The following is a 25378-nucleotide window of genomic DNA, read 5'->3' as shown; positions in this document are numbered from 1 at the left end:
GCAGCCGAAGCTGACTTCGGGAAATTGCGCTACCTAAACGCGGCCCGGTTAAAGGCCGGCGCGCACTATACCGGAAATCGCCCAAAAAGGGAGCATTATTTGTCGGAAAACTGACGTATACACCGTTATGTCACACGCTTTGCAGATAATCGTGCAACGGTCTATTTTTCAAAGGCCCGGCCCTGCTGGCGATGGCGCTAAAACGGTTCATCCTTGTGACGCAGACCAGCGGTTTTGACCCGCGGCCTGGCACACCCTTCCCGCCCGAGGAAATGCTCCATGAATCAGCCCGACCCCAGTCGTGTCACCCGTGAAAAACACGGCCATGTCCTGATGATCGGCCTGGATCGGGTGGCCAAGCGCAATGCCTTCGACCTCGATCTGCTCAACGCACTGAGCCTGGCTTACGGCGAGTTCGAGGCCGACAGCGAAGCGCGGGTGGCGGTGGTGTTCGCTCATGGCGAGCATTTCACCGCCGGGCTCGACCTGATCAATGCCAGTGCGGCCCTGGCCGAAGGCTGGCAGGCACCGCCCGGCGGTTGCGATCCGTGGGGCGTGTTTGCCGGGCCCCGGGTGAGCAAACCGGTGATTGTCGCCGCGCAAGGCTACTGCCTGACCATTGGCATCGAGCTGATGCTGGCCGCCGACATCAACCTCTGCGCCAGCAACACCCGTTTTGCCCAGAAGGAAGTGCAGCGCGGGATCTTCCCCTTCGGCGGTGCCACGTTGCGCCTGCATCAAGTCGCCGGCTGGGGCAATGCCATGCGCTGGCTGCTGACTGGCGATGAATTTGATGCGCATGAAGCGTTGCACCTGGGGTTGGTGCAGGAAGTCATGGCCAGCGAGGATCTGCTGCCACGGGCCATTGAATTGGCTGAGCGGATCGCCCGTCAGGCGCCGTTGGGGGTTCAGGCGACGTTGATGTCTGCCCGGCAGGCGCGATACGAAGGGGAAACTGCGGCGGCGCAGGCATTGCCGCCGCTGGTGAAGAAGTTGCTGGCGAGTGAGGATGCCCGGGAAGGTGTGCGGTCGATGATCGAAAAGCGGCCGGGCATCTTCAAGGGCTGCTGACAGATTTGCTTTTGTGGCGAGGGGGCTTGCTCCCGCTGGGCTGCGAAGCGGCCCCAAAATCTTCGCAATCAATGCAAATCTTGTGAGTGCTGCGCACTCAAGCGGGAGCAAGCTCCCTCGCCACAAGGCCTCATTGCATCAAGTCGCCGGGCGAATCGCCTTGATCAACGACTGCAACGAATACCCCAACCGCGGCGCCAGCCCTTCGGCCCGGGCAAGCAGTCCATTCATGTCCAGTTCCTGATCCAGCTCCGAAGGCACGATCAGAATCACATTGCCCTCCTTCACCGGCAGCTCCCAGTAATGCCGGTGATAGAGCCCGCGCAACAATGCAGCACCCAAGGGTTTGCCGTCGTCGGTGGCCCATTGATTGATCACCAGCCAACCGCCCGGATTCAAGCGTTTCTGACAGTTTTCCAGGAAGCTCCAGGCCAGATGCCCGACACCGGGACCGACATCGGTATAAAGGTCGACGAAGATCAAGTCCGCCGGTTCAGCGGTATCGAGCAACTCCAGCGCATCGCCGACGCGGATGTACAAACGCGGATCATCATCGAGCCCCAGGTATTCGATGGCCAGACGCGGTACGTCGGGGCGCAATTCGATGGCTTCGACATCTTCAAGGGGCAGAAACTTGAGGCACGCCTGGGTCAGCGTGCCGGCGCCGAGGCCAAGAAACAGCGCGCTTTCCGGCTGTTCGTGGCACAGCGCGCCAATCAGCATCGCCCGGGTGTAATCGTACTCGAGCCAGCTCGGGTCAGCCGTGAACACGCAGCTCTGCTCGATGGCATCACCGAACTCGAGAAATCGGTAATCGGCCACCTCCAGCACGCGAATCACGCCGAACTCATCCTGTACCTCGGCGAGCAAATGCTCGACGCGCTCCTCAGTCATTTCGTCTCCTGATCGTCGCCTGGCCCGGCAACGCGATAATCCGCAACATGAAGCGGCAAAGGCGCGATTGTCCGCGAAGCAACCGGAACAGGTCACGCACTAATTTGCTGATAACATGAACGTCCGAGCGTAAAACAACCGAGACCGTGATGAGCCAACCCTGGAGCCCTGACAGCTGGCGTGCCCTGCCGATCCAGCAACAACCCCTTTACCCCGACGCCGCGCATTTGCGTCAAGTCGAGCAGACCCTGGCCAGCTACCCGCCGCTGGTGTTTGCCGGTGAAGCCCGGGAGTTGCGCCGTCAGTTCGCTGAAGTCACCCAGGGCCGCGCGTTTCTGTTGCAAGGGGGCGACTGCGCCGAAAGCTTCGCCGAGTTCTCGGCCGCAAAAATTCGCGACACCTTTAAAGTCCTGCTGCAGATGGCGATTGTCATGACCTTCGCCGCGGGTTGCCCGGTGGTCAAGGTCGGGCGCATGGCCGGCCAGTTCGCCAAGCCTCGCTCGGCCAACGATGAAACCATCGACGGTGTAACCCTCCCCGCCTACCGTGGCGACATCGTCAACGGCATCGGTTTCGATGAAAAAAGCCGCGTACCGGACCCGGAGCGCTTGCTCCAGTCCTACCACCAGTCCACCGCGACCCTGAACCTGCTGCGCGCTTTCGCCCAAGGCGGTTTTGCCGACCTGCATCAGGTGCACAAATGGAACCTGGACTTCATCGCCAACTCGGCGCTGGCTGAAAAATACAGCCACTTGGCCGATCGCATCGATGAAACCCTGGCCTTCATGCGCGCTTGCGGCATGGACAGTTCGCCACAACTGCGCGAAACCAGTTTCTTCACGGCCCACGAAGCGCTGCTGCTGAATTACGAAGAAGCCTTCGTGCGCCGCGACAGCCTGACCAACGATTACTACGATTGCTCAGCGCACATGCTGTGGATCGGTGACCGCACCCGTCAACTCGACGGCGCCCACGTCGAATTCCTGCGTGGCGTGAATAATCCGATCGGGGTAAAGGTCGGCCCGAGCATGAACCCCGAAGACCTGATTCGCCTGATCGACGTGCTGAACCCGGACAACGACCCAGGCCGCTTGAATTTGATCGCACGCATGGGCGCGAACAAGGTTGGCGATCACTTGCCGGCGTTGATCCGCGCGGTGCAGCGTGAAGGCAAGCAGGTGCTCTGGAGCTCGGACCCGATGCACGGCAACACCATCAAGGCCAGCAGCGGTTACAAGACCCGCGACTTTGCGCAGATCCTCGGTGAGGTGAAGCAATTTTTCCAGGTTCATGAAGCGGAAGGCAGTTACGCCGGCGGTATCCACATCGAGATGACCGGGCAGAACGTGACCGAGTGCATTGGTGGTGCCCGGCCAATCACTGAAGACGGGTTGTCGGACCGTTACCACACCCATTGCGATCCGCGGATGAATGCCGATCAGTCGCTGGAATTGGCGTTCCTGATTGCCGAGACGCTGAAGCAAGTTCGGCGCTGAATCGCGTCGCGCCATTCGCGGGCAACGGCCTCGCGCCTACAGGATTGCGTTGAATCAGTAGGAGCGAGGCTTGCCCGCGAAGGTGCCCGCTCAGCCACCCTGAATCTGTGCCAACGCCACCCGCAAGCGCGCCGCACTCGCCCGCGGGCAATTGAGCTGAACCTGCTCAAGCCCCAGCCAATCCGCCATTTGCCGCAGATTGCCCGCCAACGCCAACATCCCTGCCTCGTCCAGCCCTGGCTCCTCTTCATGCACGGCATGCACCGCCAGCCGGCCCAACGCTCGTTCGGCACGCAGATCAACCCGCGCGGCAATCCGCTCATTGTGCAAAAACGGCAGTACGTAATAGCCGTAGACCCGTTTGTCCTGGGGCGTGTAAATCTCCAGTCGATAACGGAAATCGAACAACCGCTCGGTGCGGCTGCGCTCCCAGATCAACGAGTCAAAAGGTGATAGCAAGGCACTGGACTCGACCTTGCGCGGCACTTTCGGCTCGGGCAAGCAGTAGGCCGGTTGACGCCAGCCTTGAACCTCGCAGGCCAGTAATTCACCCGTCTCTATCAGTTCAGCCAGACGCGGCCGGCTGTCTGCCGGATTCAGGCGAAAATAATCGCGCAGGTCCTTTTCCGTGCCGACACCTAATGCCGTCGCCGCATGCAGCAACAGCCCGCGCTGGGCCTCGGCCTCACTGAGCAAAGGCTGTTGCAGAACCGCTGAAGGAATCACCCGCTCCGGCAAATCATACAACCGCTCGAATCCGCGGCGACCGGCGACCGTGACTTCACCAGCGGCGAACAGCCATTCCAGCGCATGTTTTTCAGCGCTCCAGTCCCACCATGGCCCGGCCCGTTCCTGACGGGTCGACAGACTTCCAGCCCCCAGAGCGCCAAGTGCCTGCACCGAGGCCAGCACTCGGCGAATCGTGTCCTGCTGCTCGCGACCGAAACGCGCCAGTTGCTGGTAGATGTCTTCGCCACGTGTTGCACGCTGCATGCGCCAGCGCATCAAGGGGTACATCGACATAGGCAGCAACGAAGCTTCATGACCCCAATACTCGAATAACGTGCGACGTCGGCCCTGACTCCAGGCAGCCTGATCGAGCAAATCGGGGGAGTAATTTCCGAGGCGGGAAAACAAAGGAAGGTAGTGCGAGCGCACCAACGCATTGACCGAATCGATCTGCAGAATGCCCAGCCGTTCGATCAGCCGGTTGAGCTGAACCGGTTTGATCGCCGCTGGCGGTTGCCGCCCGTTGAACCCTTGGGCGGCCAGCGCCAGACGTCGAGCCTGTTTGTTGGAAAAGGACAGCGTTGCGGGCATGAATACCTCCGTGTCTGCTCGCAACCTACCTCACCAGAGAGGGGTTTGTGTAGCGATGGCCTCATCATTTATGCATCGGATCATCCCAGAACGGCCTGACCGATTCATGTTCGACATCGGCACGACTCACGCCAATGTCCTTCAGTGCTTCGTCGCTCAAACTTGCCAGCAGCTCACGTTCACGGTGAAGTTCGTACCAGCGACTAAACTTGTGCAGCAGATCGGATACCGCGTGGATTGAGAATTTTTCTTCCGTTACATGCTCGTTATGACCTTTCATCTTGTTGCCCTCCTTTAGGGATGGCTCAAGTCTCGCCTCAGCGCTAAGATCAATCCAACGAATGTTTCTGATGGTAACCATCTCGGAGATTGATGGATGTCGGCGTACCCAAGTATCGATACTGACGTGCTACGCACCTTTGTCGCCATTGCCGACCAGGGTGGTTTTACCCGTGCCGGAGAAATGGTCAACCGCACGCAGTCAGCGGTGAGCATGCAGATGAAGCGTCTGGAAGAAGACGTGTTGCAGCGCCAGCTGTTCGAACGTGATGGACGCCAGGTCAAGTTGACTGCCGAGGGCCAGGTATTGCTGGGTTACGCGCGGCGCATCCTCAAACTCCACAGCGAAGTTTTCAACACCCTGCGCGAGCCGCACATGGTCGGCACCGTGCGCATCGGCACGCCCGACGATTACGTCATGCGTTTCCTGCCGGGGATCCTGTCGCGTTTCGCCAAGTTCTACCCGCTGATCCAGATCGAGGTCCACTGCGAATCAACCAAACAACTGTTGCAACGCCAGGACCTGGACTTGTCCATCGTCACCCGCGAGCCCGGTACTGAAATCGGCCAGTTGCTGCGCAAGGAGCGTTTCGTCTGGGCCGAAGCTCAATGCTTCAACGCCCACGAGCAGACGCCATTGCCCCTGGCGATGTTCAACAGTGATTGTTTCTGCAGGCTGTGGGCGTGTAATGCGCTGGATGCCATGGGGCGCGATTACCGCATCGCCTACAACAGTTCGAGCCTGTCGGCGTTAATGGCCGTGGTCAGTGCGGGCCTCGCGGTGACTGCGCAACTGGAAAGCCTGATCACGCCGGACATGCGCATCCTGGGAGAAGCCGAAGACCTGCCGCTGTTGCCGGAAGCCTGCATCATGCTGGTGCGCAATCTGCACAACCCGTCCCCGATCACCGAGTGCCTGGCCGAGCACATCGTCGAAGGCTTCAAACTTTAAACGCGAGCATCACCGCGCACAGCACCAGGAACCCGCAGAACAACCCGCGCAATAGCCGCTCCGGCATGGCGTGGGCGATCTTCACGCCCCAGCTGATGCTCATCAATCCGCCGACAGCCAACGGCAACCCGATCATCCAGTCCACTTGGTGATGCACGGCGTAAGTCACCAGTGTGACGCCGGTGCTGGGCAGAGCCAGGGCCAGCGACAATCCTTGGGCCACCACCTGAGAGGTGCCGAACAGGCTGGTCAGCACCGGCGTCGCCACCACCGCACCGCCAACCCCGAACAACCCGCCCATGGTGCCGGATGCCGCGCCCAGTACGCCCAACCATGGCCAGGAATAACGCATTTGTGCAGAGGCCGGTGCGTTGGCGGTGAACATGCGCACCAGGTTGTAGGTCGACAGGGCAATCAGAAACGCAACAAACCCCACGCGCATGGTTTGCGCGTCAATGCCTACCGCCCAGATCGACCCGATCCAGGCGAAGCAAAAGCCCATTGCGGCCAATGGCAGTGCATGGCGCATTTCGATGCGGTTACGCTGGTGATAGCGCCACAACGCCAGCATCACGTTGGGCACCACCATGACCAACGCCGTGCCCTGGGCAATTTGCTGATCGAGACCGAACAGCACGCCTAGTAGCGGAATCGCGATCAAACCACCGCCAATGCCGAATAGCCCACCGAGAGTTCCCAGGGCGGCGCCGAAGACCAGATACATCACAAACTCAATCACAGGCGATTTTCCTTTTATCAGGCCATTCATCCTACGCAGTCGGCGCTGGCGGGGAAACGCACAGCAACGCACAATGGCTGTGCCAACTTCGCACAAGCGCTGATACACCATGAACCCGAATCAATTGACCGATCAACTCGGCCTGTTCCTTGATGTGCTGGAAACCGGGAGCTTTTCCGCAGCGTCCCGGCGACATCCGCTGACGCCTTCGGCGGTAGCGCGACGTATCGACAGCCTGGAAAACGCAGTCGGCAGCCAGTTGTTCATTCGCAGCACCCACGCGGTGCGTGCTACTCCTGCTGGCCTGGCGTTCGCCGAACGGGCGCGACGGATTGTGGCGGAACTGCGCCTGGCCCGCGCCGAAGCCGTATCCCTGAGCAGTGCGCCGGAGGGCTTGATCCGCATCGATGCGCCAGCGGCGTTCGGCCGACGGCACTTGGCGCCGGTGATTGCCGACTTCCTGATGCTCTATCCGGGCCTCGATGTGCAATTGCATCTGATCGACAGTTTTGTCGACATGCAGGGGCTGAACCTGGGGAAGGTGGATCTGATGCTGCGCGCAGGGCAAATGGCCGACACCCGTCTGGTGGCCACGCCGCTGGCAAGTATGGTGCGCATTGCCTGTGCCAGCCCGCAATACCTGAAACGCCGCGGCGTCCCGACCGAACCGGCGCAGTTGATCGAACATGACGGCCTCGACTGGGACGGCCTGGCCCCACCCTTTGCCTGGCGCTTTGAGCGCGACGGGCACCTGCACCTGCATCGCCCAGCGCGCATCCGCATGAGTGCCAACAATGCCGAAGCACTGGTCTGTGGGGCGTTGGCGGGGCTGGGCATCGCGCATTTGCCGACCTGGCTGGCCAGCGAGTACCTTTTGCGTGGCGAGTTGCTGCCGCTGTTTTGTGAAAACGGCTTGCCTCCATCGGAGACCACCGGCATCTATGCATTACGTCTTGAGCAACAACCCAACTCCCGAAGCCGCTTGTTGCTGGAGTATCTGAAAACCCGCTTCAGCCCGATTCCGCCGTGGGACCTGGCACTGCAAAACACCCTGGACCGGCATTAGTCTAGAATTGTCTGGTGCATTAAAGATTCGCCCGCTAGATTCATGACGATCACTGATCAAGGCTTTGAAATGACCACCGAACGCACCACCCCGGATAACTGCGACCCGCTGCTGCTGGATAATCAGGCTTGTTTCGCCCTGCATTCCACCTCGCTGCTGATGACCAAGGTCTACAAGCCGCTGTTGCAAGCGCTGGGGCTGACCTATCCGCAGTATCTGGCGATGATGGTGTTGTGGGAGCGGGACGGGCTGACCGTAGGCGAAATCAGCACGCGACTGCTGACAGACCCCGGCTCACTGACCCCCTTGCTCAAACGCCTGGAGGTCGAAGGATTGCTCAGTCGCACCCGCAGCCGAGAGGATGAACGGGTGGTGATCGTCGAGCTGACCGAGCAGGGCCGTGCGTTGCGCGACAAGGCACGCAGCATTCCCCAGTGCATCCTCGGGGCAAGCGGAATGACGCTTGAGAGATTGCAAAAACTGCAAGCGGAGCTGCAAGAGCTGCGTAGCAATCTGCAAGACAGCCTTTAATCCCTCAATCCCCCCAAATCCCTGTGGGAGCGAGCCTGCTCGCGATTGCAGTGTGTCATTGAGCATTGATACTGACTGACACTCCGTCATCGCGAGCAGGCTCACTCCCACATTTGTTTTGTGGTGTTCCAGTTGATCGGGTTGCCTCCTTCGAAAAAATCTTCCGCTAAAAAATCCTGCCGCGACCGCTCTAACTCAACACCTCCAACCCGCGCACTCCTCCAAACCAAAACTTTTTCAAAAAAATATCTTGCGCGCTAACTATTAGCGCTATACATTCATCTCGCACTTACTTAGCGCGCAAATATTTAGCGCAAACAAATCAAATCCGAACGAGGCTCACACCATGCAAACTCTCTACACCGCAATCGCAACCTCCACTGGCGGCCGTGACGGTCGTGCGGTTTCCAGTGACAACATCCTCGACGTCAAACTCGCCACCCCGAAAGAACTCGGTGGTGCCGGCGGCGCAGCGACCAACCCTGAGCAATTGTTCGCCGCCGGCTACTCCGCCTGCTTCATCGGCGCGCTGAAATTCGTCGCCAGCCAGACCAAACGCAGCATCCCGAACGACGCGTCGATCACCGCCCATGTCGGCATCGGCCAGATCCCTGGTGGTTTCGGCCTGGACATCGACCTGCACATCAGCCTTCCAGGTCTTGAACAAGCCGACGCGCAAAGCCTGGTCGAGGCGGCTCACCAAGTCTGCCCGTACTCGAACGCGACCCGTGGCAACGTCGATGTGCGCCTGCACGTCACCGTCTAACCGCCGACTACCAGGCCCGAACAGGAAATGAACATGAACACTTTCAGCAAAGTCTTGACCGGCACCCTTCTCGCTATGTCCATCAGTAACGCGTTCGCAGGTGATGGGGTTGAACACAACACCCAGGCGTTCCTCGACGTTCTGAATGCCGGCACCGGCAAACCGATGGAACAACTCACCCCCAAAGAAGCCCGTGCGGTGCTGGTGGGTGCGCAAGCCTCGGTGAAACTGACGCTGCCAAAAGCCGATGTCAGCGAGAAGACCATCCAGGTCGACGGCCAACCGCTCAGCCTGACCATCGTCCGGCCGGCCGGTGTCAAGGGCGAGCTGCCAGTGTTCATGTTCTTCCACGGCGGCGGATGGGTGCTGGGAGATTTCCCGACCCACGAACGTCTGGTTCGCGACCTGGTGACGGGGTCGGGTGCAGCAGCGGTGTTCGTCAATTACACCCCTTCCCCGGAAGCGCACTATCCGGTGGCGATCAACCAGGCTTACGCCGCGACCAAATGGGTGGCCGAGCACGGTAAAGAGATCAACGTCGACGGCAAACGCCTGGCCGTGGCCGGCAACAGCGTCGGTGGCAACATGGCAGCCGTGGTTGCACTGATGGCCAAAGACAAGGGCACGCCGGCGATCAAGTTCCAGGTGCTGCTGTGGCCGGTGACCGATGCCAGCTTCGAAACCGCGTCCTACAACCAGTTTGCCGAGGGTCACTTCCTCACCAAAAACATGATGAAGTGGTTCTGGGACAACTACACCACCGACGCCAAACAACGTAACGAGATCTACGCCTCGCCGCTGCGGGCCACCACCGCGCAACTGAAGGGCTTACCGCCTGCGCTGGTGCAGACAGCCGGTGCCGACGTGCTGCGCAATGAAGGTGAAGCCTATGCCCGCAAACTCGACGAGGCGGGTGTGCCGGTCACATCGGTTCGTTACAACGGGATGATTCACGACTACGGCTTGCTTAACGTAGTGAGCCAGGTGCCGGCGGTACGGTCGGCGATGCTGCAAGCGTCCGAAGAACTCAAGCAACACCTGAAATAACACCGCCCCCTGTAGGAGCGAGGCTTGCCCGCGAAGGCGTCGTGTCAGTCGACATCGATGGTGAATGACACGACGCCTTCGCGGGCAAGCCTCGCTCCTACAGGGGCGTGTGTTTCAGACAGGCACAAAAAAGCCCGACTCAATGGTCGGGCTTTTTCATTCCTGAAGCTGTGCTTATTTAGCACGGCCTTTGTAGGAACCGCCTTCGCGGGTATCGATCTCGATCATGTCGCCGATTTCGATGAAGTCAGCAACCGACAGCTCGGTACCGTTCTTCAGTTTGGCAGGCTTCATCACCTTGCCGGAAGTGTCACCGCGAGCGGAACCTTCGGTGTAGTCAACCTGACGCACGATAGTGGTCGGCAGTTCTACGGAAACCAGACGCTCTTCGAAGAAGATCGCTTCGCAAACATCGGTCATGCCTTCTTCAACGAAAGGCAGAACGGCTTCGATGTCTTCAGCGTTCAGCTCGTACATGGTGTAGTCAGTGGTGTCCATGAACGTGTAGGTGTCGCCGCTGATGAAGGACAGGGTCGCTTCTTTGCGGTCGAGGATTACGTCGTCCAGTTTGTCGTCAGCGCTGTAAACGATCTCGGTCTTGTAACCGGTCAGCAGGTTTTTCAGCTTGGTCTTCATGATCGCGCTGTTACGACCGGATTTGGTGAATTCAGCTTTCTGAACCAGCCAAGGATCGTTTTCGAGACGGATCACGGTACCGGGTTTCAGTTCTTTACCAGTTTTCATTGCGAATATCCGAATTTGGATGGGATTTACAAAAATCTAGGCCGCGTATCATATCCAATTTACATAAAACTGTACCAGCGCCGCGGCAAGATCGGCCTGCAAGGCCTGTTCCAGACACCACGCCTCGGCGTGTTTTTGCAGCTCGGGCCAGTGTTTACGGGTCGCAAGCCAGTGGTCGGACATATCATGACCCGCATTCCACGCACGCCAAAGACCGCTGATCGCCTCGCCGGCAGGCTCGGACAGGCCTTTCGTGTACAGCGCCAGGAAGGCGTCGAGCTTGTCCAGGTGGATGTCTTCGTCCTGCTGATAGATGTGCCAGAGCAGCGGCCGCCCTGCCCATTGCGCGCGGACAAAGGAATCTTCACCGCGCACGGCGTTGAAATCGCAACACCAAAGCACGTGATCGTATTGATCCTGTCGGACGAACGGCAGGATTTGTACGGTCAATTGATCTCGCACATGCAGCGCACCGGCAGCCAATCCGTCGACGCCGAGCCAACGTGCGACATCCCCGAGAATCCGGCCTTCGGGCACCAACAGATGCGTGGGTGTCGAATCGACGGCCATCACGTCCAGCCAACTGGCCAAGCCGCTATTTTCGTAGGCAAATAGCGAGATCAGTTGGGCATTGGGCGCGCGATCAATCCCAAGGCCTTGCAGGAATGCTCGCTGCGCCTCGGGGTCTTGCTGAAACTGCCTGCGACGTTCAAGCAATCCGCTTTCACGCAGCAACCCGCCCGTGCCTTTCTGAAACCCCGGAAAGAAGAAGTACTTCTGCACATTCTTGTACTTCACCGACGGCAAACCGTGACAACCGATCACCCAGTCTTCGGCGCTCAGGTAGTCGAGGTTCATCCACAGCGGCGGCTTTTCCCGCGAAGCCATGGCGTCCATGTAAGGGCCCGGCAACTGGCAGGCGAACGCGGCGATCACCACATCAGCGGCTTCAGCGGGTTGCCATTCGGTGGGCCACTGACGCACCTCCACACCCTGCTGCCATTGCTGCGTGGCGCTGATGTCGATTTCAGGACAGATACGTTCAAACGCCCGCAGGTCATCGACCCACAACCGCACCGCCACGGCATGCTCGGCCACCAACTGTCGGGCCAGGCGCCAGGTCACGCCGATGTCGCCAAAGTTGTCGACCACGGTGCAAAAAATATCCCAGCGCCAGCGGTTTTTCACTTGAGGCATTTCAGGCATTCCAGGCTCCCGTTGGCAAAGGCGCCGATTGTCCGCATAAATTACCTCACGCAGAAGAGCCGACGGCGATTAATCTTCGTGCGACAATCGCCATTTGCCCGCGACCACCCGCCAGGAGGCAGCCATGCCCTACCGTCCCGCCCCGCGCCGCCCGTTGCCGATTCAGCTCAATGCGCTGCAATTGACCGGCAGCATTGCCCTCGGTCTGTGGCTTGGATTCCTCGCAATTGCGCTGACCTGCTGGCTCGCCTCGCGCCTGCTGTTCAGCGAGCAACTCGCGCCGGTCGCAGCCGCTGTAGAGCAACTGGCCAAGCCGCCAGTGGTAGTGCAGCCGGTGCCGGACATCCCGGCGCAAAGCCCGCTGTTCGAACAGTACGAAGAGAACCTGCGCAAGAACGAGCAGCAGCAACGCATGGATCAGGCCCGCAGCAGCGGTCGCAACCTGTCCAATCCGAAATGCCAGTTCTGGCTGCAACAGGACCAGACCGCGCCGAGCGAAAAAAGCCGCGCCAATGTCCTGCAATTCTGCGACTGATCATGAAGAAGCAAACCGTCCACCAACTGATTCTCGACAAGCTTCGAATCGATCTCGACATCGCCGAACGTGCCGCGCAAACCGCTTACGAAACCGCGACCCACGAAGAAAACATCGCCGAAAACAAGTACGACACGTTGGGGTTGGAGGCGTCTTATCTGGCGGCCGGACAAGCCAGGCGTGTCGAAGAAATCAGGCAGTCACTCGTGCTTTGCCAAAACCTGGCCTTGCGCCCGTATGACCCACAACGCGGGATCGAAGTGGGCGCCCTGCTCGGCCTGGAAGACGAAAAGGGTCGTGAGCAGTGGCTGTTTCTGGCGCCTGACGCAGCGGGTCTGAAAGTCGATATGGTCGGACAGATGATCACCGTCATCACCCCTCGCTCACCGCTGGGTAAAAGCCTGCTGGGCAAGTTCGAAGGGGACGAGGTAGAGATTCTGGTGGCGGGCGCTCGGCAACAGTTTGCTGTTACCGAGGTGATTTAAAAGGGATCAGTGGACCGGCAGTTCGACGCCGTCGAACAGCTCTTCCAGTTCCTGCTTGTTGTGGCACTGAATGGCCTTGGCCATGACTTCGCGGGTCAGGTGCGGCGCGAACTTCTCGATGAAGTCGCACATGAAACCACGCAGGAAGGTGCCACGACGGAAACCGATTTTAGTGATGCTGGATTCGAACAGGTCGCTGGCATCGAGCATGACCAGATCGCTGTCGAGTTTGGCATCGACTGCCATTTTTGCCACGATGCCCACACCCAGGCCCAGACGAACATAAGTCTTGATCACGTCGGCGTCGGCCGCGGTGAACACCACTTTCGGCGTCAGGCCGCGATGGCTGAAGGCTTCATCGAGTTTCGAACGGCCGGTAAAACCGAACACGTAAGTCACGATCGGGTATTCGGCCAAGGCTTCGAGAGTCAGCTTGGACACCTTGGTCAGCGGGTGGCCCTGAGGCACGACCACGCAGCGGTTCCAGCGGTAGCACGGCATCATCACCAGGTCGCCGAACAGCTCCAGGGCTTCGGTGGCAATGGCAAAATCCACGGTGCCGTCAGCGGCCATTTCAGCGATTTGCATCGGCGAACCCTGGTGCATGTGCAGGGCAACGTCCGGGTACTGCTTGATGAAATTGCTGATCACCGGCGGCAAGGCATAACGTGCCTGAGTGTGCGTAGTGGCGATCGACAGGGTGCCTTTCTTCTCGTTGGAGAATTCCTGGGCGATCTGCTTGATGCTTTCAACCTTGCGCAGGATCTCGCCGGCGGTGGTGATGATGCGCTCGCCAGCTGGGGTGACGCGGGTCAGGTGCTTGCCGCTGCGGGCAAAAACCTCGACGCCCAGTTCGTCTTCCAGCAGACGGATCTGCTTGCTGATGCCCGGTTGCGAGGTGTAAAGGCTTTGGGCCGTAGCGGAAACGTTGAGGTCGTGGTGCGCCACTTCCCAGATGTAGCGCAGTTGTTGAAGCTTCATATGAATCCCTCAAAGCAAGGTAGACGCCACGGGCATCAGCGACGATATATAACTATATTAATGGTTCGAAGAATAAATCTAGAACTTTTTTGTCAAATTGCCACTATCTGTTGTTCTAGCGATCCCCTTGGCGGCGACGTTCAACCAGCGGCACCAGATAAACCGGCACCCGAGACAGTTGCAACACCCGCGCAGCGGTCCGGCCCAGGGGTGTTTCCGCACCTGCACCATGGCTATGACTACCTACGATCAACAAATCCACGGAGAGTTTCTGCGCTTGGTCGAGAATCACCTGTGACGGGTCACCCTGCAGCACCCGCACCGCTTTGATCCGCTCCAGATCCTGCTCCCCTTCATCCCCCAACTCCTCTCGAAAGCTGTCGAGCACCCGCTGCTCGATATTGGCGATCACCGTATTCAAGCCCTGACTGTGAAACTCGTTCAAGGCCTGCTCATCGAGGTAACTCTGCAGCACCGATTCGGCAAACAACCCCATGGGTTCAACGGCGTGCACCACATACAAATCAGCATTGAATGTCCGCGCCAGCGCCAAGGCATGCTGCATCACCAACGGTGCGTACAGCCCGAGGTCCGTGGCATACAGCATCGAATGAATCATATGACCTCCTCGCGTGCCAACATGGCGGAGATTTGATTCAGCTTAGCAGTGCCTTGGCGAGTGCGACGTGCGGCGTAACGTGTTGAACGGCGGGCTTAAACTTTTTGCTCGTTGCTGATGCCGTGGGGCACGTGGCCGGTGGCGACCACTTCGCGGGCCAGTTCACAATGTCCGGCCTGGTCGTCGAAAAACACATCGGCGGCGAACGCTTCGAGAAACGCCGACTTGGTCAGCCCACCAAGAAACAGCGACTCGTCCAGACGAATGTCCCACTCGCGCAAGGTACGAATCACCCGCTCATGGGCTGGCGCCGACCGCGCCGTCACCAGGGCGGTGCGGATCGGACAGGCGTCATCGGGAAACTCGCGTTGCAACAGATTGAGGGCGGCGAGGAAGCCTTTGAACGGACCTCCGCGCAAAGGCTCGCGGGCCGATTCGCGTTCGCTGGCCTGGAACGCTTCCAGGCCGCCAGACTGATAGATCCGCTCGGACTCGTCGGAAAACAGCACGGCATCACCGTCGAAGGCGATGCGCAACTCATCGCTGGCTGCACGGCTGGCACCGCCCGACAGAATGGTTGCTGCAGCGAATCCGGCATCCAGCGCGCTGCGCACGTCTTCGGCGTGGGTGGAGAGAAACAGGTCGCAGCCAAAGGCCTTGAGGTACGGATAAGGACTGCGTCCGCCAACGAACGCCGCGCGGGAAATCGCCAGGCCATAATGATTAATCGAGTTGAATACGCGTAGGCCGGTGTCGGCGCTGTTGCGCGATACCAGGATCACCTCGACCCGGGCCCGACCGAGGCTGGCGTTCAGATTGAGCAGTTTCTCCACCAACGGAAACGCATCCCCGGGCGCGAGGATTTCGTCTTCGTGCTCGATCTGATATTGCCGGTAGGCTTCGACGCCGCTCGACTCATAAACCTTGTGGCTTTCGTCCAGGTCGAATAGCGCTCGCGACGAGATCGCCAGCACCAGTTTGTCGTCGATAGTCTTTGCCATGCCCTTCCCCCTCAAGTTGATCGACTTACGTGTTGCGTCGATCGATAAAACTCAAGCCACGATACAAGGCCTCGATTCGCGGTAATTCGCAACCCGCCGCCTTGGCCGCCGCCAGAGGTCGCGCGTAAATTGCCTGCAGTTCCAGCGGTCGTTTGTGCAGAAAATCGTGGTACATGCTTGGCCAATAGTCGGGCATTTTCTCGGTCACCTTGAACAAATGCTCGGCATACCCGGCCGGTATGTCGTGACCGCAAGCGATTGCCCCCTGAACCACTTCGGCCATCAGCGCCTGGATCAGTTCCCGGCTGTCGACATCGGCCATCAACGGCGTGGTGCTGGCCCCAAGCAGAACCGACAGGCCGTTGTAAGGGATATTCCAGACCAGCTTTTGCCAGCGTGCCTGGTGCAGATTCGGCATGGCCTGAGAGTCGATGCCGGCCGCGCGGAACAGTCCGGCGCCCTCCTCGACAATCGTCATTCGCGCCTGCTCATCGGCTGCGGGACCGCTGTGGTAGCCAACGTTCACCGCGCCGAGCGCTTGATGGGTTACGACGCCAGGCCCTTCGCGATGGACGCAGATAAAACACAGCCCGCCGAGCAGGTGCAGGGAATCGGGAAGTAACTCACGCAAGCTGTCTTCGACGTCCAGGCCATTTTGCAACAGCAGGACGTTGGCATTCGGCGCGGCGGCCTGGATGATGGCGGGCGCGAGGTCCGCGTTGCTGGTGGTTTTTGCGCCGACCAGCAACCAGTCACAAGCGGGCATGTCCTCAGCAGACGAATAGGCCTGGACCGGGTTCAGCGTCAATGCGCCATGCACCGCACTGTCAACGTGCAGCCCGCGTTCGGCGACCGCTGCAAACTCACTGCGCAACAAGAAGTGCACATCGAACCCGGCACGCGCCAGCATCACCCCGTAGAACCCGCCGATCGCGCCGGTTCCGATAATACCGATTGTCGGTTTGGCAACTGCCCCCATCATGGCAACTCCTCTGCATGTCGACTGAACGCCTGGCGCACGGCTTCATTGAGCCCGGTGCTGGTCAGGCGCGACTGTACTGCCCCGAAAAACTCGCCGTCGCGCACTACAAACAGCGCCGGCAAATGAAAAACCTGATAACGCTCGACCAGCCCGCCATTGTCTCCGGCATCGATCCAGCACAGCCGGTCGATCGCCAGATCGAGTCCTGGCAATTGCTCGCGGGCAAAACGGCAACTGGCGCAGCCGACACTGGTGAAAATCACCAGCGACACACCGCTCATCGCCAGCAGCCGTTGGTCGGCGTCGAAATCAGTCAGTTGCAATTCGACCACTATACTGGGGGAAACAATGTCAAATGGCCGACACAGGGAGTTTGTGTTCATGGGACGTTTTTTACCTCACCCTGACGATGTGCCCGTCGAGTTAACGTTGCTCAAGCATGAGTGCATTTCGCGGCAACGGCTGCACACTATCAGCCTCGGCGGCATGGCTTGCAATTACCACCGCGCCTGGCGCCACGGTACGGCGCTGGAAGTGCGCATGCCAACGTTGAATCCCGATTTGCGCTATCTGGGTTATGTGGCCTGGTGCCTGCGACGCAAACGCGGTTACCTGGTGGGCATTGCCTTCGTCGACGAACAGATGCTGTTCAGTGCGCGAATGGGCGAGCAGGTTTGCCAGATCGAACGTTATTGCCGCCTGCGTGACGCACACGATGACCTGCAGGATATTCAGGCCCTGGCCCTCGACTGGGTCCAGCAGCATGCCGACGAGTTCTCTCACGACACGGTTCGCAAGGCATTTGCACAGCCTGCGCTGGGTTAGGCAACGCTCTCAATTAGTGAGAATGCCCCTAAAACCAGCGTCTGCCCATTGTCGAGCAGGCGCGTAACGCGCTAAGGTTCGGCTCCCCGACGCGCTTAATTTGCTGTGCTCCGCCGCGCGGGTTCGCTGGCGGCCGGCACCCGTGACCTGACGAGTAAACGATGGCTGATTTACCGATCAACGACCTAAACGTCGCTTCCAACGAGACCCTGATCACTCCCGATCAGCTAAAGCGTGACATCCCTCTGAGCGACGCTGCCCTGCGCACTGTCACCAAGGGCCGTGAAGTCATTCGCAATATTCTTGATGGCACCGACCACCGCCTGTTTGTTGTCATCGGGCCTTGCTCGATCCACGACATCAAGGCTGCCCACGAATACGCCGAGCGCCTGAAGGCGCTTGCGGCTGAAGTGTCCGATACCCTGTATCTGGTCATGCGCGTGTATTTCGAGAAGCCACGCACCACCGTCGGCTGGAAAGGCTTGATCAACGACCCGTACCTGGACGACTCGTTCAAGATTCAGGACGGTCTGCACATCGGTCGTCAATTGTTGCTGGACCTGGCCGAAATGGGCCTGCCGACCGCAACTGAAGCCCTCGACCCGATCTCCCCGCAATATTTGCAGGACCTGATCAGCTGGTCGGCCATCGGCGCGCGCACCACCGAATCCCAGACTCACCGTGAAATGGCCTCCGGCCTGTCCTCGGCAGTCGGCTTCAAGAACGGCACCGACGGCGGCCTGACGGTCGCTATCAACGCCCTGCAATCAGTTTCCAGCCCTCACCGCTTCCTGGGTATCAACCAGGAAGGTGGCGTGTCGATCGTCACCACCAAGGGCAACGCCTACGGCCACGTGGTCCTGCGCGGTGGCAACGGCAAGCCGAACTATGATTCGGTCAGCGTCGCGCTCTGCGAGCAAGCGTTGAACAAGGCGAAGATCAAGCCGAACATCATGGTCGATTGCAGCCACGCCAACTCCAACAAGGACCCGGCCCTGCAACCGCTGGTGATGGAGAACGTCGCCAACCAGATCCTCGAAGGCAACCAGTCGATCATCGGCCTGATGGTCGAAAGTCATCTGAACTGGGGCTGCCAGGCCATCCCGAAAGACCTCGCCGACCTGCAATACGGCGTGTCGATCACTGATGCCTGCATCGATTGGTCCGCTACCGAAAATACCTTGCGCAGCATGCACGCCAAGCTCAAGGATGTGCTGCCCAAACGCGCTCGCACCTGATCACGTTTCGCCGCACACAAAAACGCCGGGTTAAACCCGGCGTTTTTTTGTGTTCGTATTTTAAGGTTACTGGCTCAGCTTGGCGGCATGCCGCTGGTGACGCTCCATGTAGCGCTCGACGTAAGAGCACGATGGAATGACGGTGTAACCCATTTCCTCAGCGTACTCCAACGCCTTCTCGGTCAAGGCTGCCGCAATGCCGCGACCACGCAGCGCGTTGGGCACAAAGGTGCGATAGATATCCAGGGTCTGTTTCCCCAGATCCATATAGGTCAGGTAGGCACGATGACCGTCCACACTGGTCTCGAACTGATGACCAGCCTGGTCATGGTGGATGGACAACGCCTCGCTCATCACTACTCCTCGCGGGTCTTGAATTCTGACCCCTACCTTACCGATGTTTTTCCGGCGAAGGAACATCTACGCCACCTCGTGCCTGAATGGACACCGAGAAGAGCGGCACCGATCTCGCACAACCGAGCACGTATCAAATAGTAGGCACCATTGGCAGAAATGCTCAAGGTACGCTCGTCATCGCGCTCAGTGGCGGGTGCTGCTCCGGGTGACGCAGGGACGGCTCGACCGGAGATATCTGCGGGTCGATAGCCTGAACATTGCCGGATGTTGAGACTTAAGACGAACGCGCGCTCTTAAAGTCACCATCAAGATGGATAAAGATTATGAGAGCCACGGCGCAAAATCCGAACAAAAGTATGGACGAATCCATATAGACAGACTTTAGCCAAGAATGAGAAAAACAGCGGTGAGTGCACGGAACTTTTTTCGGCGGCTCGCTCATCTCGGGCCTCCTGGCTGGATATTTTTTAAACAACGCAGTTAAAAGTTGCTCGAAAAAGAATCAACGCCTACAATTTTTTTTGCTTCTTGCTACACGTCAGTTTACTTACTAGAAGTAATGGGTAGTATGTACGCCGGCTATTTCCTCACTCTGAGGAGACAGCTACTTAATAGAAAGTCCTTGAAGGGGAACACGATGAACAACGTTCTGAAATTCTCTGCTCTGGCTCTGGCCGCAGTTCTGGCTACCGGTTGCAGCAGCGTATCGAAAGAAACCGAAGCACGTCTGACTGCTACTGAAGACGCAGCAGCTCGCTCCCAGGCTCGTGCAGACGAAGCTTACCGTAAAGCTGATGAAGCTCTGGCTGCTGCTCAAAAAGCACAACAGACTGCTGACGAAGCTAACGAGCGTGCTCTGCGCATGCTGGACAAAGCTAGCCGCAAGTAATAATCCTTCGGGGTTGTTATCAAGCCGACCCATTTTTGGGTCGGCTTTTTTTTGCCCGGTGTTTCCTGCCGGCCATAAAAAACCCGCCGACGCGGCCTGCGTCGGCGGGTTCTTTTCAAGCCTTACTGCAGCGGATCGATCGGCGCACTCGTCACCATCGACGTAGAAGCGTTCGGCACTGCGATTTCAACCGGCAAGCCATCTTCAGCGGCAACCACGTCACGCACCACATCCCAATTCATGCGCAGGTTGTTGGTGATGTCCTCGCGCTTGAGCATCGCGTTGATCACCGCGGTGTGCTTGTCGACCACCGACGGGTTGCCGTTGTCGTCCAGCGGGGTGTGCGCTTCCAGATACACCTTGCCCCCACTGACGCCAAACTTGTAAGGGTCGTTGATGATGCGCACCGACGTCCCGACCGGCACCATGCCCGCCATTTCGAGCACGTTGTTGTTGAACATGCGGAAGCAGCCGTGGCTGGTGCGCATGCCGATGCCGAACTTCTTGTTAGACCCGTGGATCAGGTAGCCCGGCGTGCCCAAGGTGAATTTGAACGGCCCCAGTGGATTGTCCGGGCCTGCCGGCACGACGTTCGGCAGCGGATCGCCATCAGCGGCGTGCTCGGCCTTGATCGACGCTGGAGGGGTCCAGGTCGGATTCGGCGTCTTGGCGATGATGCTGGTATGGGCAATCGGCGAGCCCCAGCCTTCACGGCCGATACCCAGCGGGAAGGTGTACACCACGTTCCGGCCTTTCGGGAAGTAGTAGAGGCGGTACTCGGCCAGGTTGATGACGATGCCTTCGCGCGGACCCGGTGGCAGGATGAAACGCGTCGGCAGGACGATCTCGGTGCCAGCACCCGGCAACCATGCATCGACGCCAGGGTTGGCCGCGACCATTTCCGAATAGCCCAGATCGTAAGTGGTGCCGAGGTCGGCGAAGGTGTCTTCGTACTTCGCCTTGATCACTTGTACCTGACCGATGATGTCTTCACCGGGCGGTGGCAGGGGCAGCTCCAATGCGGCTACGGGGCCCGCCACACAAAGGGCGGCAAGAGACAGGCAGCGGGTGACGGCAGGAAAACGCGGCAACATCCGGAAAATCCTTCGCATGATCGACAAGGGTATAAAAACGCGATTGTACACTGGCATCTGGAAAATCGGGGAGTTGACCGATAGCAAGCAATCTATCGGCTTCTAAAGCTCGAAACGCAGTTCCGGCCAGATCGGCGAGGTGCCGCGCTTCTGCGATTCGAGAATGGCCCGGCACAGTGAACACAGGCGCTGGTCCTGGAACACCCGGCGGTCGACACTCGACCAGCGCGGTTGCGCGGGCAGCAGACTGCCGCACAAGGTTCGATCGGCCGAGCCGCCCAGCTCCAGCTGACGGGTCACCAGATGCACCCGCACTTCCTGGCAGGCGAACAGATCCAGCTGTTCGTCAGGCTCGATCAGTTGGTAGGCAAAAAGGGACCAGGCAGGACGCGGCATCGGGGGCTCCAAATCGGGGGCGCCACCTTAGCCGAAACACCGCCGCTAGAAAAGCGTCAAAGCAGCGGTTTCAGTGTCGGCCAGACATTTTCCAGCAACTTGTCCTGCGCGCCCGCAGCCGGGTGCAATCCGTCGGCCTGCATCAAGTCCGGATGACCACCCACGCCGTCGAGAAAAAACGGTACCAGCGGGATGTTTTTCTCTTCGGCCAGTGCGCTGTAGACCTTCGCAAAAGCCTCGGTATAACGAACTCCGTAGTTGGGTGGCAACTGCATGCCGAGCAAAAGCACCTTGGCGCCACTGTCTCTGGAGCTGTCGATCATCGACGCAAGGTTTTGTTGCAAATTAGCTGGGGGCATTCCGCGCAGGCCATCGTTGCCGCCCAATTCGAGGATCACCAGCTCAGGCTTATGCTCTGCAAGCAGCGCAGGCAGGCGCGCCTGGCCTCCGGCACTGGTGTCGCCGCTGATGGAGGCATTGACCACCTTATCGTCGAAACCTTCGCGCTTGAGCCGTTGCTCAAGCAGCGACACCCACCCCAAGCGGGTATCCAGGCCGAAACCGGCGCTGATACTATCGCCAACGATCAGGACAGTACCCGCCGCTGCGTTCTGGGCCATGCACATCAAGGCCAGGCCAGCACTCAAAAACCACACACGCATCGGATTCTCCATGGGCGCAAGCATTCTCACCGCGAAGAACCTCAGCAAAGTGGTCCCCAGCGCGGAAGGTGAACTGACTATCCTGCACGAACTCAGCCTGGAACTGAACAAGGGCGACAGCCTGGCCATCGTTGGCGCCTCCGGTTCCGGCAAATCCACTCTCCTGGGCCTGCTCGCCGGCCTCGATCTGCCGAGCAGCGGTGAAGTCACCCTCGCCGGCCAGAGCCTGAGTAATCTCGATGAAGACCAACGGGCGCGCATTCGGGCCGAGCATGTGGGTTTTGTGTTTCAGTCATTTCAACTGCTGGACAGCCTGAACGCACTGGAAAACGTCATGCTGCCGCTGGAGCTCGACGGCCGCAAAGATGCCCGCGAACGTGCCACTCAATTGCTCCAGCGCGTTGGCCTGGGCCAGCGTCTGACCCACTCACCCCGCCAGCTCTCCGGCGGCGAGCAGCAGCGCGTTGCGATTGCCCGTGCGTTTGCCGCAGAACCCGATGTGCTGTTCGCCGATGAGCCCACCGGTAACCTCGACAGCCACACCGGCGAGCGCATCAGCGACTTGCTGTTCGAACTCAACCAGGAACGCGGCACGACCCTGGTGCTGGTGACCCACGACGAACGCCTGGCACATCGCTGCCGGCGCCTGATCCGCCTTGAAGCCGGCCTGCTGGTCGCCCCTCTGGAGCCTTGATGGCACGCCTGCCGCTGTTGCGCCTGTTCAGCCTTGCCATCCGCCAACTCCTGCGCGACGCCCGCGCCGGTGAGTTGCGCGTGTTGTTCTTCGCCCTGGTGGTTGCCGTGGCGGCGAGTACCGCCATCGGTTACTTCGGTGCCCGCCTGAACGGCGCCATGATGTTGCGCGCCACCGAATTTCTCGGCGCCGACCTGTTGCTTGAAGGCAGTTCTCCCGCGCGTCCGGAACAGATCAAAAGTGGCACGGAACTGGGACTCGAACACGCTCAAGTAGTGGAGTTCTCCAGTGTCATCGCCACCGACAACGGCATCCAGCTGTCCAGCATCAAGGCCGCCGACGACGTTTATCCGCTGCGTGGCGAACTGAAAAGCGCCCCGGCGCCCTTCGCCCCGGAAGAAGTCGGTGGCGGCCCCAAACCCGGCGAAGCCTGGGTCGAAGCACGACTGCTGACCGCGCTCGACCTGAAGATCGGCGACAGCATCGATGTCGGTCTGCGCACTCTGAAACTGGCCCGCGTCCTGACTTACGAACCGGACCGTGCCGGCAATTTCTACAGCCTCACGCCACGGGTGCTGATCAACCTCAGCGACCTCGCCGCAACCGGCGTGGTGCAACCCGGCAGCCGGGTCAGTTACCGCGAACTCTGGCGCGGTAAAGCCGAGGCACTGGAAACCTACCGTCAACTGATCAAACCCGGCCTGGCTGCCAACCAGCGCATCCAGGATGCTCGCGACGGCAACCGACAGATCGGCGGTGCGCTGGGCAAGGCCGAGCGTTACCTGAACATGGCCAGCCTGGTGGCGGTTCTGCTGTCCGGCGTGGCGGTGGCGCTGTCGGCAACACGCTTCGCCACTCGCCGATTCGACGCCAGTGCCTTGCTGCGTTGCCTGGGTCTGTCGCGTCGGGAAACCATGGTGTTGTTCAGTTTGCAGCTGACGGTACTTGGCCTGCTCGCCAGCCTCGGTGGCGCGCTCCTCGGCTGGCTTGCACAGCTTGGATTGTTCGCGTTGCTGCATGATTTGTTGCCAACCGACGTACCTCCGGGCGGTCTGTTTCCTGCCATCGCCGGGATCGGCACCGGGCTGGTGGCCTTGGCCGGTTTTGCCCTGCCGCCACTGGCTGCTCTCGGTCGAGTTCCGCCACTGCGGGTGCTGCGTCGAGACATGCTGCCGATTCCTTCCAGCACCTGGATGGTCTATGGCGCTGCGCTGGGCGCCCTCGGCCTGATCATGTGGCGCCTGAGCCTCGACCTGGTGCTGACCTTCGCCCTGCTCGGCGGCGGCGTGATCGCGGCGGTCATACTCGGCGGGTTGCTGTTGCTGCTACTCAAAAGCTTGCGTCGGATGCTGGCACGCGCTTCATTGCCCTGGCGCCTCGGGCTAGGCCAACTGCTGCGTCATCCGCTGGCGGCTGCGGGACAAGCCTTGGCCTTCGGTTTGATCCTGTTGTCGATGGCGCTGATCGCTTTGCTGCGTGGCGAGTTACTGGACACCTGGCAGAACCAGTTACCGAAAAACGCACCGAACTATTTCGCCCTGAACATCCTGCCCGCCGACAAACAGGCCTTCACCGATCGACTGATCGAGCTGTCAGCCCAATCGGCGCCGCTGTACCCGGTGGTGCCGGGACGACTGATCAGCATCAACGGCGAGCCGGTACAGGAAATCGTCAGCAAGGATTCGGCGGGTGACCGGGCTATCCAGCGCGACCTGAGCCTGACCTGGGCCGCGGACCTTCCGGCGGGCAACAAGCTCACAGCGGGCAACTGGTGGAGCGAACAGCCAGCCGATGACGTTCCTGGCGTGTCGGTGGAAGGCAAGGTCGCCGAAAGCCTGAAGCTCAAGCTTGGCGATCACATGGTTTTTACCGTCGGCGGAGCCAATCGCGAAGCGAAAGTCACCAGTCTGCGGGAGATCAACTGGGACAACTTCCAGCCGAACTTTTTCATGATCTTCCAGCCTGGCACGTTGAAGGATTTGCCGGCGACCTACCTGACCAGTTTCTATCTGGCGGCGGGTCACGACCAGCAGATTGTCGACCTGTCCAGGGCCTTCCCGGCGGTTACCATCCTGCAAGTCGAAGCCTTGCTGGAGCAGCTGCGCAGCATCCTCGCCCAAGTCACCTTGGCCGTGGAATACGTGCTGCTGTTTGTATTGGCGGCGGGGATGGCGGTGTTGTTCTCGGGCTTGCAGGCGACCCTCGATGAGCGCATTCGCCAAGGCGCGCTGCTGCGAGCACTGGGGGCCGAACGGCAATTGCTGGTCAAGGCGCGGCGGATCGAGTTCGGTTTGCTCGGCGCGGTCAGTGGCCTGTTGGCGGCGTTGGGGTCAGAACTGGTGAGCCTGGTGCTTTATCGCTACGCCTTCGACCTGCCGTGGCATCCACATCCGTGGCTGTTGGTGTTGCCGTTGATTGGCGCAGTGTTGATCGGCGGCGCCGGTGTATTCGGTACCCGTCGCGCGCTGAACGCCAGCCCCCTGACAGTGTTGCGCGAGGGTTGATAGAC

General features: G+C 59.8%; 29 protein-coding genes. 14 read left to right on the top strand and 15 right to left on the bottom strand.

Annotated elements, in window-relative coordinates; all coding sequences use genetic code 11:
* Nucleotides 1–279: 279 nt before the first annotated feature.
* Nucleotides 280–1071 carry a crotonase/enoyl-CoA hydratase family protein gene (locus tag RHP74_RS08925; protein WP_311098971.1) on the top strand — a complete coding sequence of 264 codons (792 nt, stop codon included), beginning with the start codon at nt 280–282 and terminating at the stop codon, nt 1069–1071.
* A 138-nt stretch (nt 1072–1209) separates the two neighbouring features.
* Here the strand turns inward: RHP74_RS08925 and RHP74_RS08920 are convergent, their stop codons facing one another.
* A complete protein-coding gene (locus RHP74_RS08920; RefSeq protein WP_010461296.1) occupies nt 1210–1965 on the bottom strand; it encodes a spermidine synthase in 756 nt (251 codons plus the stop codon).
* Between the two features lie 149 nt (nt 1966–2114).
* Between RHP74_RS08920 and RHP74_RS08915 the strand changes: the two genes are divergently transcribed.
* Entirely contained in the window at nt 2115–3461 is a 1347-nt protein-coding gene (locus tag RHP74_RS08915) for a class II 3-deoxy-7-phosphoheptulonate synthase (RefSeq protein WP_010461297.1), read from the top strand.
* Nucleotides 3462–3551: 90 nt separating this feature from the next.
* Here the strand turns inward: RHP74_RS08915 and RHP74_RS08910 are convergent, their stop codons facing one another.
* Both RHP74_RS08910 and RHP74_RS08905 read right to left on the bottom strand, forming a co-directional pair.
* Complete coding sequence (locus tag RHP74_RS08910) at nt 3552–4781, bottom strand: winged helix-turn-helix domain-containing protein (protein WP_311098969.1); 1230 nt, start codon at nt 4779–4781, stop codon at nt 3552–3554.
* Nucleotides 4782–4845: 64 nt separating this feature from the next.
* Nucleotides 4846–5061, bottom strand: coding sequence for a DUF1127 domain-containing protein (locus RHP74_RS08905; RefSeq protein ID WP_010461302.1), 216 nt, complete (start codon nt 5059–5061; stop codon nt 4846–4848).
* A 96-nt stretch (nt 5062–5157) separates the two neighbouring features.
* Between RHP74_RS08905 and RHP74_RS08900 the strand changes: the two genes are divergently transcribed.
* Nucleotides 5158–6012, top strand: a complete 855-nt coding sequence (locus tag RHP74_RS08900; RefSeq protein ID WP_010461304.1) for a LysR substrate-binding domain-containing protein — start codon at nt 5158–5160, stop codon at nt 6010–6012.
* Here the strand turns inward: RHP74_RS08900 and RHP74_RS08895 are convergent.
* Nucleotides 6002–6736: a sulfite exporter TauE/SafE family protein gene (locus tag RHP74_RS08895; RefSeq protein ID WP_042932884.1), complete on the bottom strand. Its 735-nt coding sequence runs from the start codon at nt 6734–6736 to the stop codon at nt 6002–6004. The two genes, RHP74_RS08900 and RHP74_RS08895, sit on opposite strands and share 11 nt — an antisense overlap.
* Nucleotides 6737–6860: 124 nt before the next feature.
* On the opposite strand from RHP74_RS08895, the gene RHP74_RS08890 reads away from it, so the two are divergent.
* The 4 genes from RHP74_RS08890 to RHP74_RS08875 all read left to right on the top strand — a co-directional run bounded on the left by RHP74_RS08890 (nt 6861) and on the right by RHP74_RS08875 (nt 10161).
* Nucleotides 6861–7817, top strand: a complete 957-nt coding sequence (locus RHP74_RS08890) for a LysR family transcriptional regulator (RefSeq protein WP_311098965.1) — start codon at nt 6861–6863, stop codon at nt 7815–7817.
* Between the two features lie 69 nt (nt 7818–7886).
* On the top strand, nt 7887–8348 hold the full coding sequence (locus RHP74_RS08885; protein WP_042932887.1) for a MarR family winged helix-turn-helix transcriptional regulator: 462 nt from the start codon (nt 7887–7889) through the stop codon (nt 8346–8348).
* A gap of 346 nt (nt 8349–8694) precedes the next feature.
* Nucleotides 8695–9114 (top strand): organic hydroperoxide resistance protein, encoded by a 420-nt coding sequence (locus tag RHP74_RS08880; protein ID WP_010461312.1) that lies wholly within the window; start codon nt 8695–8697, stop codon nt 9112–9114.
* Between the two features lie 33 nt (nt 9115–9147).
* Entirely contained in the window at nt 9148–10161 is a 1014-nt protein-coding gene (locus RHP74_RS08875) for an alpha/beta hydrolase (protein WP_311098962.1), read from the top strand.
* A gap of 174 nt (nt 10162–10335) precedes the next feature.
* Here RHP74_RS08875 and RHP74_RS08870 read toward each other — a convergent pair whose 3' ends face one another.
* Complete coding sequence (locus RHP74_RS08870) at nt 10336–10905, bottom strand: elongation factor P (protein ID WP_007943632.1); 570 nt, start codon at nt 10903–10905, stop codon at nt 10336–10338.
* A 48-nt stretch (nt 10906–10953) separates the two neighbouring features.
* A complete protein-coding gene (gene earP, locus RHP74_RS08865) occupies nt 10954–12111 on the bottom strand; it encodes an elongation factor P maturation arginine rhamnosyltransferase EarP (RefSeq protein ID WP_311098957.1) in 1158 nt (385 codons plus the stop codon).
* 124 nt (nt 12112–12235) lie between these two features.
* On the opposite strand from earP, the gene RHP74_RS08860 reads away from it, so the two are divergent.
* Both RHP74_RS08860 and RHP74_RS08855 read left to right on the top strand, forming a co-directional pair.
* Complete coding sequence (locus RHP74_RS08860) at nt 12236–12646, top strand: hypothetical protein (RefSeq protein ID WP_010461324.1); 411 nt, start codon at nt 12236–12238, stop codon at nt 12644–12646.
* Between the two features lie 2 nt (nt 12647–12648).
* Nucleotides 12649–13131, top strand: coding sequence for a transcription elongation factor GreAB (locus RHP74_RS08855; RefSeq protein WP_311098955.1), 483 nt, complete (start codon nt 12649–12651; stop codon nt 13129–13131).
* A gap of 6 nt (nt 13132–13137) precedes the next feature.
* Here the strand turns inward: RHP74_RS08855 and cysB are convergent, their stop codons facing one another.
* The 5 genes from cysB to RHP74_RS08830 all read right to left on the bottom strand — a co-directional run bounded on the left by cysB (nt 13138) and on the right by RHP74_RS08830 (nt 17097).
* Nucleotides 13138–14112, bottom strand: a complete 975-nt coding sequence (gene cysB / locus RHP74_RS08850; protein ID WP_010461327.1) for an HTH-type transcriptional regulator CysB — start codon at nt 14110–14112, stop codon at nt 13138–13140.
* Nucleotides 14113–14227: 115 nt separating this feature from the next.
* Nucleotides 14228–14731, bottom strand: a complete 504-nt coding sequence (locus tag RHP74_RS08845; RefSeq protein ID WP_010461329.1) for a universal stress protein — start codon at nt 14729–14731, stop codon at nt 14228–14230.
* A 95-nt stretch (nt 14732–14826) separates the two neighbouring features.
* Complete coding sequence (locus RHP74_RS08840) at nt 14827–15732, bottom strand: 5'-nucleotidase (protein ID WP_010461331.1); 906 nt, start codon at nt 15730–15732, stop codon at nt 14827–14829.
* Between the two features lie 25 nt (nt 15733–15757).
* Nucleotides 15758–16714, bottom strand: coding sequence for a putative 2-dehydropantoate 2-reductase (locus RHP74_RS08835; RefSeq protein ID WP_042932241.1), 957 nt, complete (start codon nt 16712–16714; stop codon nt 15758–15760).
* Nucleotides 16711–17097, bottom strand: coding sequence for a thioredoxin family protein (locus RHP74_RS08830; protein WP_083374708.1), 387 nt, complete (start codon nt 17095–17097; stop codon nt 16711–16713). The genes RHP74_RS08835 and RHP74_RS08830 overlap by 4 nt, the downstream gene beginning before the upstream one ends.
* Between RHP74_RS08830 and RHP74_RS08825 the strand changes: the two genes are divergently transcribed.
* Nucleotides 17096–17539: a PilZ domain-containing protein gene (locus tag RHP74_RS08825; RefSeq protein WP_010461337.1), complete on the top strand. Its 444-nt coding sequence runs from the start codon at nt 17096–17098 to the stop codon at nt 17537–17539. The two genes, RHP74_RS08830 and RHP74_RS08825, sit on opposite strands and share 2 nt — an antisense overlap.
* 161 nt (nt 17540–17700) lie before the next feature.
* Nucleotides 17701–18777: a 3-deoxy-7-phosphoheptulonate synthase gene (locus tag RHP74_RS08820; RefSeq protein ID WP_010461339.1), complete on the top strand. Its 1077-nt coding sequence runs from the start codon at nt 17701–17703 to the stop codon at nt 18775–18777.
* 66 nt (nt 18778–18843) lie between these two features.
* On the opposite strand, the gene RHP74_RS08815 is transcribed toward RHP74_RS08820, so the two are convergent.
* Complete coding sequence (locus RHP74_RS08815; RefSeq protein WP_010461341.1) at nt 18844–19131, bottom strand: GNAT family N-acetyltransferase; 288 nt, start codon at nt 19129–19131, stop codon at nt 18844–18846.
* Nucleotides 19132–19771: 640 nt separating this feature from the next.
* Here RHP74_RS08815 and oprI point away from each other — a divergent pair.
* Nucleotides 19772–20023, top strand: a complete 252-nt coding sequence (gene oprI / locus RHP74_RS08810) for an outer membrane lipoprotei OprI (protein WP_002553018.1) — start codon at nt 19772–19774, stop codon at nt 20021–20023.
* A gap of 122 nt (nt 20024–20145) precedes the next feature.
* Here oprI and RHP74_RS08805 read toward each other — a convergent pair whose 3' ends face one another.
* The 3 genes from RHP74_RS08805 to RHP74_RS08795 all read right to left on the bottom strand — a co-directional run bounded on the left by RHP74_RS08805 (nt 20146) and on the right by RHP74_RS08795 (nt 22175).
* Complete coding sequence (locus RHP74_RS08805; RefSeq protein WP_010461344.1) at nt 20146–21117, bottom strand: L,D-transpeptidase family protein; 972 nt, start codon at nt 21115–21117, stop codon at nt 20146–20148.
* A 102-nt stretch (nt 21118–21219) separates the two neighbouring features.
* A complete protein-coding gene (locus tag RHP74_RS08800; RefSeq protein WP_003226812.1) occupies nt 21220–21513 on the bottom strand; it encodes a hypothetical protein in 294 nt (97 codons plus the stop codon).
* Nucleotides 21514–21569: 56 nt separating this feature from the next.
* A complete protein-coding gene (locus RHP74_RS08795) occupies nt 21570–22175 on the bottom strand; it encodes an arylesterase (RefSeq protein WP_010461351.1) in 606 nt (201 codons plus the stop codon).
* Nucleotides 22176–22185: 10 nt separating this feature from the next.
* On the opposite strand from RHP74_RS08795, the gene RHP74_RS08790 reads away from it, so the two are divergent.
* Both RHP74_RS08790 and RHP74_RS08785 read left to right on the top strand, forming a co-directional pair.
* Nucleotides 22186–22869, top strand: a complete 684-nt coding sequence (locus RHP74_RS08790; RefSeq protein ID WP_010461353.1) for an ABC transporter ATP-binding protein — start codon at nt 22186–22188, stop codon at nt 22867–22869.
* Nucleotides 22869–25373 (top strand): ABC transporter permease, encoded by a 2505-nt coding sequence (locus RHP74_RS08785; protein WP_304758000.1) that lies wholly within the window; start codon nt 22869–22871, stop codon nt 25371–25373. Before RHP74_RS08790 ends, RHP74_RS08785 begins: the two co-directional genes overlap by 1 nt.
* The last annotated feature ends 5 nt before the right edge of the window (nt 25374–25378 follow it).

It is taken from the genome of Pseudomonas sp. SG20052 (genome assembly GCF_031766055.1).
Classification (GTDB): Bacteria; Pseudomonadota; Gammaproteobacteria; order Pseudomonadales; family Pseudomonadaceae; genus Aquipseudomonas; species Aquipseudomonas mandelii.
The sequence above is the reverse complement of the archived record's forward strand: the minus strand, read 5'-3'. Positions and strand labels throughout refer to the sequence as shown.

What these genes read in the sequence shown, in the direction of transcription:
- RHP74_RS08840 (WP_010461331.1), bottom strand. Translation starts at nt 15,732, where the DNA reads ATGGCAAAGACTATCGACGACAAACTGGTGCTGGCGATCTCGTCGCGA.
- RHP74_RS08920 (WP_010461296.1), bottom strand. Translation starts at nt 1,965, where the DNA reads ATGACTGAGGAGCGCGTCGAGCATTTGCTCGCCGAGGTACAGGATGAG.
- earP (WP_311098957.1), bottom strand. Translation starts at nt 12,111, where the DNA reads ATGCCTGAAATGCCTCAAGTGAAAAACCGCTGGCGCTGGGATATTTTT.
- RHP74_RS08825 (WP_010461337.1), top strand. Translation starts at nt 17,096, where the DNA reads ATGGGACGTTTTTTACCTCACCCTGACGATGTGCCCGTCGAGTTAACG.
- RHP74_RS08880 (WP_010461312.1), top strand. Translation starts at nt 8,695, where the DNA reads ATGCAAACTCTCTACACCGCAATCGCAACCTCCACTGGCGGCCGTGAC.
- RHP74_RS08855 (WP_311098955.1), top strand. Translation starts at nt 12,649, where the DNA reads ATGAAGAAGCAAACCGTCCACCAACTGATTCTCGACAAGCTTCGAATC.
- RHP74_RS08895 (WP_042932884.1), bottom strand. Translation starts at nt 6,736, where the DNA reads ATGTATCTGGTCTTCGGCGCCGCCCTGGGAACTCTCGGTGGGCTATTC.
- oprI (WP_002553018.1), top strand. Translation starts at nt 19,772, where the DNA reads ATGAACAACGTTCTGAAATTCTCTGCTCTGGCTCTGGCCGCAGTTCTG.
- RHP74_RS08915 (WP_010461297.1), top strand. Translation starts at nt 2,115, where the DNA reads ATGAGCCAACCCTGGAGCCCTGACAGCTGGCGTGCCCTGCCGATCCAG.
- RHP74_RS08845 (WP_010461329.1), bottom strand. Translation starts at nt 14,731, where the DNA reads ATGATTCATTCGATGCTGTATGCCACGGACCTCGGGCTGTACGCACCG.
- RHP74_RS08925 (WP_311098971.1), top strand. Translation starts at nt 280, where the DNA reads ATGAATCAGCCCGACCCCAGTCGTGTCACCCGTGAAAAACACGGCCAT.
- RHP74_RS08860 (WP_010461324.1), top strand. Translation starts at nt 12,236, where the DNA reads ATGCCCTACCGTCCCGCCCCGCGCCGCCCGTTGCCGATTCAGCTCAAT.
- RHP74_RS08875 (WP_311098962.1), top strand. Translation starts at nt 9,148, where the DNA reads ATGAACACTTTCAGCAAAGTCTTGACCGGCACCCTTCTCGCTATGTCC.
- RHP74_RS08790 (WP_010461353.1), top strand. Translation starts at nt 22,186, where the DNA reads ATGGGCGCAAGCATTCTCACCGCGAAGAACCTCAGCAAAGTGGTCCCC.
- RHP74_RS08900 (WP_010461304.1), top strand. Translation starts at nt 5,158, where the DNA reads ATGTCGGCGTACCCAAGTATCGATACTGACGTGCTACGCACCTTTGTC.
- RHP74_RS08800 (WP_003226812.1), bottom strand. Translation starts at nt 21,513, where the DNA reads ATGCCGCGTCCTGCCTGGTCCCTTTTTGCCTACCAACTGATCGAGCCT.
- RHP74_RS08905 (WP_010461302.1), bottom strand. Translation starts at nt 5,061, where the DNA reads ATGAAAGGTCATAACGAGCATGTAACGGAAGAAAAATTCTCAATCCAC.
- cysB (WP_010461327.1), bottom strand. Translation starts at nt 14,112, where the DNA reads ATGAAGCTTCAACAACTGCGCTACATCTGGGAAGTGGCGCACCACGAC.
- RHP74_RS08890 (WP_311098965.1), top strand. Translation starts at nt 6,861, where the DNA reads ATGAACCCGAATCAATTGACCGATCAACTCGGCCTGTTCCTTGATGTG.
- RHP74_RS08885 (WP_042932887.1), top strand. Translation starts at nt 7,887, where the DNA reads ATGACCACCGAACGCACCACCCCGGATAACTGCGACCCGCTGCTGCTG.
- RHP74_RS08795 (WP_010461351.1), bottom strand. Translation starts at nt 22,175, where the DNA reads ATGCGTGTGTGGTTTTTGAGTGCTGGCCTGGCCTTGATGTGCATGGCC.
- RHP74_RS08805 (WP_010461344.1), bottom strand. Translation starts at nt 21,117, where the DNA reads ATGTTGCCGCGTTTTCCTGCCGTCACCCGCTGCCTGTCTCTTGCCGCC.
- RHP74_RS08830 (WP_083374708.1), bottom strand. Translation starts at nt 17,097, where the DNA reads ATGAACACAAACTCCCTGTGTCGGCCATTTGACATTGTTTCCCCCAGT.
- RHP74_RS08820 (WP_010461339.1), top strand. Translation starts at nt 17,701, where the DNA reads ATGGCTGATTTACCGATCAACGACCTAAACGTCGCTTCCAACGAGACC.
- RHP74_RS08835 (WP_042932241.1), bottom strand. Translation starts at nt 16,714, where the DNA reads ATGATGGGGGCAGTTGCCAAACCGACAATCGGTATTATCGGAACCGGC.
- RHP74_RS08785 (WP_304758000.1), top strand. Translation starts at nt 22,869, where the DNA reads ATGGCACGCCTGCCGCTGTTGCGCCTGTTCAGCCTTGCCATCCGCCAA.
- RHP74_RS08910 (WP_311098969.1), bottom strand. Translation starts at nt 4,781, where the DNA reads ATGCCCGCAACGCTGTCCTTTTCCAACAAACAGGCTCGACGTCTGGCG.
- RHP74_RS08870 (WP_007943632.1), bottom strand. Translation starts at nt 10,905, where the DNA reads ATGAAAACTGGTAAAGAACTGAAACCCGGTACCGTGATCCGTCTCGAA.
- RHP74_RS08815 (WP_010461341.1), bottom strand. Translation starts at nt 19,131, where the DNA reads ATGAGCGAGGCGTTGTCCATCCACCATGACCAGGCTGGTCATCAGTTC.